Raw genomic sequence first — 3309 nt, forward strand, 5'->3', positions numbered from 1 at the left:
CCCATCTCATCAAGACGCTTTGCCATCACCCCGCTTTTGGTGTTGGCCCATGACGCAGCGGCATTGGCTTCTATGGCTCGCCTGTATCCGTTGGCGTCACCAGTGGCCCACCCACTGCGGTACATCATCCACCCACCCACTAACCACCCGACACAGACCAGTATAACCGCGCAGAGGGCTGTGTAGGTCATTAGGCGGGGTTTCGATACGGCGAACGCCTCAGCCGCGTCCTCAGCCGTTTTAGAGGCTTTCTCGGCGGCCTGTTCGATGGTGCGGCACTGGTTCTTCTGCTCGGCGTCTAGTCTCTCCATCGTTGCCGTTGTCCGCTGCATGGTTTCCAGCAGATCGGCAAAAAGCTGTTGCCCTCTTTCGGCTCCGGTGGTCACTGATTTTCACCCGGAGAGGAAGGCATGGGAGGGATTTCGTAACCCTCAAAAGCCTTCAAATCGTTTTCGCGGGAAACTTTCTTAATCAGGGCAGTTAAGGCGCGGTTCCAGCTTGGGTCTCTTTTGGCGTTATCCATCAGAAGCCCACCCAGAATGACTTTCCGGCGTGTGTCGAGTTTTCTTTCTTTGGCATTGTCTTTTGCCATAGCCGCTTGGATACGAGCCTTTGCCTGCTCGATTTTCTTCTTTTCCTCAGCGACAATTTCAGCGGTAGTTTTTGCCATTTCTTGAAAAATCTCCTCTGGATTTTGAAGGTATCACAAAGACCACTTGAGGCCAACCCGTTTCTGACGTAGGAAGAATAAGGGCGCATCATAGCATTGCAAGCAATGCGCTGCGGCAGAGGGTTCCACCCCTGCACCCCGTTTAGACGCCAAAGGAGATTTTCGTGGCAATCTGTCATTTCGATGTGAAAGCAGTATCGCGGGCAACGGGCCGAAGTGCCGTTGCTGCTGCTGCTTATCGAACTGGCGAAACGCTCACGAATGACCGGGACGGCGTGACCCACGACTATGCCAAACGCACCGGCGTAGATGGCAAGTTTGTGGTTGTGCCTTCCGGTTGCGAATGGGCGGCTGATCGTTCCAAACTCTGGAACGCTGCCGAAGCCGCCGAGCGCCGCAAAGATGCGAAGGTTGCGCGCGAGTATGTTGTGGCCATTCCGCATGAACTGGACGCCCCGGCCCGTGAAGCCTTGGTGCGCGGTTTTGCGGAATCCATTGTGGAGCGGTTCGGGGTTGCGGCTGATGTCGCGCTCCATGCCCCCGGCAAGGACGGCGACCAGCGCAACCACCACGCCCACATTCTGACCACGACCCGCGTTGTCGAACCGGACGGGCTAGGAGCGAAGACCCGGCAACTGGACGTTGCCAGCACCGCCGCCGCCGAGGTGTCCAGTCTGCGGGAATTGTGGGCCATGCAGTGCAACGAGGCACTGGAAAAGAACCACCAGAAAGCCCGCGTGGAGCCGCGCAGCTATGCCACGCAGGGAATCGACCGGGTGCCGGGTGTTCACCTTGGGCCGGAAGCCACGGCCATTGAACGCCGGGAGCAGAAAGCGCAGGGCCAGAACTACAAACCCCGGACGTTCAAAGCCAAGCAGAACGCGGCCGCAGCGGAGCGCAACGCGGTCATAGACGCGGCCAAGAAACTGATCGACGCGGCGGAGCAGGCAATCACCAGGGCGACCAGTGCCGCCAAGGAAGTGGTCGATTGGTTCTCGTCCCTGGCACAATCTGTCGGGTCGGCCACCATCGAAAAAGAGCAGAAAGAGCGGGCCGAGAAAGAGGCCAGAGAGCGCCAAAAAGCGCAGGAAAGAGCCAAAGAGCAGGAGGAATACAGGAAACGCCTGCAAGAGATCGCCCAGAGGCGAGGGCAGGACAGGGGGAGAGGTCGAGGCCGGTAGGGTTGCCTTCTTTGGCGTTTAGACCAATCATGCCCCCAGATATGACGAAGGCCCGGTGCGGGAAACACCGAGCCTTCAGCAAGTCCACCAGCATCACCAAGTGGACCGCCTTTCGCTGAAGACCTAACCCGCATCGGGGAACATCTTCAAGCCTTAGATGGTCAGCTTGTTGGAGATAACCAACCGTGACCACCGCAATTCAGACCGCCATTCTCAACACCTTCCGCGCTGGACAGATCAGCCGGACGGCCAAAGATGTGCTTCTCATCATCGCCCGCTCCATGCGTCCAGCGTCCTATGAGAGCCTTGCCAGAGCCGCCAAGTGTTCCCGCCGGTCAGTGGCCTACGCTATCCAGCAGGCCGAGCAGCTCGGCATCCTACGCCGCTCCCATAACCGTATCCGCAGAGGGCGCCGCTGGATGAACGGCTGCAACGGGTATCGGTTCATCATGAAAGCCCTCACGGAAACGCTGGCTTTCCCTTGGTCGCGATCACAGTGCAAACCTTGCCCCACGGGTAATGAAGATAAAAAAAATACCGGTTGGATGCCTCATTCTCCCGAAGAATACCGTCTCATTTTCGCCCGAATACAGGCTGGAATGTCTGAAAGAGAAGCGGGCTACCGTGGAAGCCTAGCCTAACCGGGCACCGCCTCACCGATCACAGTGCAAAACGAGATCCGATCACAGTGCAAACCGGGATCGGCTGGCCTTTTTCTGGCTTTGCACTGTCAACAGAATGGCAGTTTTCTGCCGTTTTCTTCACAGTGCAAAAGCCTTTTGCCGGGCACCCCTGTTTTGCTCAGGAAGGGGTGTCTGCGGGAAGCGCCTTTAACAATTCCGCTATATATTTCGGGCCACCATATTCATCGAGAAGCCCTGTTGAAGTTATATCCGGCCAGAGTGTTACAGGGTCAGCAAGACGACCATTTTCGATCCATTGTGTAATCATCTCGTATAGTTTCCGGTGCGGCCCAGAAGCGAAATGATCCGGTGTTATGATCTGCTCAATGACGGGATAGCGGCGATTATCGACAAGCAAGGCTCCTAAAATGGCCTGCTCCACCCTATTCGGCTCGCTGTCACTCATGGAATCGCCCACCCGTGAAACTGGCCGTCTTTCCCTGCGACGACACACCAACGCGACCCCTTTTCCCCTTTTTCGATGCTGAACCCCGGCAGATTACAAGCTGCCAGCGGTTGCAGATTTCCCATCTCATCAAGACGCTTTGCCATCACCCCGCTTTTGGTGTTGGCCCATGACGCAGCGGCATTGGCTTCTATGGCTCGCCTGTATCCGTTGGCGTCACCAGTGGCCCACCCACTGCGGTACATCATCCACCCACCCACTAACCACCCGACACAGACCAGTATAACCGCGCAGAGGGCTGTGTAGGTCATTAGGCGGGGTTTCGATACGGCGAACGCCTCAGCCGCGTCCTCAGCCGTTTTAGAGGCT

At 57.2% G+C, this 3309-nt stretch carries 6 protein-coding genes; 2 read left to right on the top strand and 4 right to left on the bottom strand.

Annotation, left to right across the window (positions count from 1 at the left end; translation table 11 throughout):
• A partial coding sequence (locus KP701_RS15915; protein WP_215747892.1) for a DUF4291 domain-containing protein occupies window positions 1-386 on the bottom strand: 386 nt, incomplete at its 3' end.
• A complete protein-coding gene (locus KP701_RS15920) occupies window positions 383-670 on the bottom strand; it encodes a mobilization protein (RefSeq protein ID WP_215747893.1) in 288 nt (95 codons plus the stop codon). The genes KP701_RS15920 and KP701_RS15915, both read right to left, overlap by 4 nt.
• Window positions 671-834: 164 nt before the next feature.
• Here KP701_RS15920 and mobQ point away from each other — a divergent pair, with 164 nt between their 5' ends.
• Window positions 835-1851, top strand: coding sequence for a MobQ family relaxase (mobQ, locus tag KP701_RS15925; RefSeq protein WP_215747894.1), 1017 nt, complete (start codon window positions 835-837; stop codon window positions 1849-1851).
• Window positions 1852-2036: 185 nt separating this feature from the next.
• Window positions 2037-2492 (top strand): helix-turn-helix domain-containing protein, encoded by a 456-nt coding sequence (locus tag KP701_RS15930; RefSeq protein WP_215747895.1) that lies wholly within the window; start codon window positions 2037-2039, stop codon window positions 2490-2492.
• 160 nt (window positions 2493-2652) lie between these two features.
• On the opposite strand, the gene KP701_RS15935 is transcribed toward KP701_RS15930, so the two are convergent.
• Window positions 2653-2940, bottom strand: a complete 288-nt coding sequence (locus tag KP701_RS15935) for a DnaB-like helicase N-terminal domain-containing protein (protein ID WP_215747896.1) — start codon at window positions 2938-2940, stop codon at window positions 2653-2655.
• The coding region (locus KP701_RS15940) for a DUF4291 domain-containing protein (RefSeq protein WP_215747897.1) at window positions 2937-3309 on the bottom strand (373 nt) is incomplete at its 5' end. The genes KP701_RS15935 and KP701_RS15940, both read right to left, overlap by 4 nt.

Origin of the sequence: Gluconobacter sp. P1C6_b, from assembly GCF_018811945.1 — a bacterium.
Lineage (GTDB): Bacteria > Pseudomonadota > Alphaproteobacteria > Acetobacterales > Acetobacteraceae > Gluconobacter.

Bases quoted from the DNA above. Each gene is read 5' to 3' on its own strand.
- KP701_RS15935 (WP_215747896.1), bottom strand. From the start codon at position 2,940: ATGAGTGACAGCGAGCCGAATAGGGTGGAGCAGGCCATTTTAGGAGCC.
- KP701_RS15920 (WP_215747893.1), bottom strand. From the start codon at position 670: ATGGCAAAAACTACCGCTGAAATTGTCGCTGAGGAAAAGAAGAAAATC.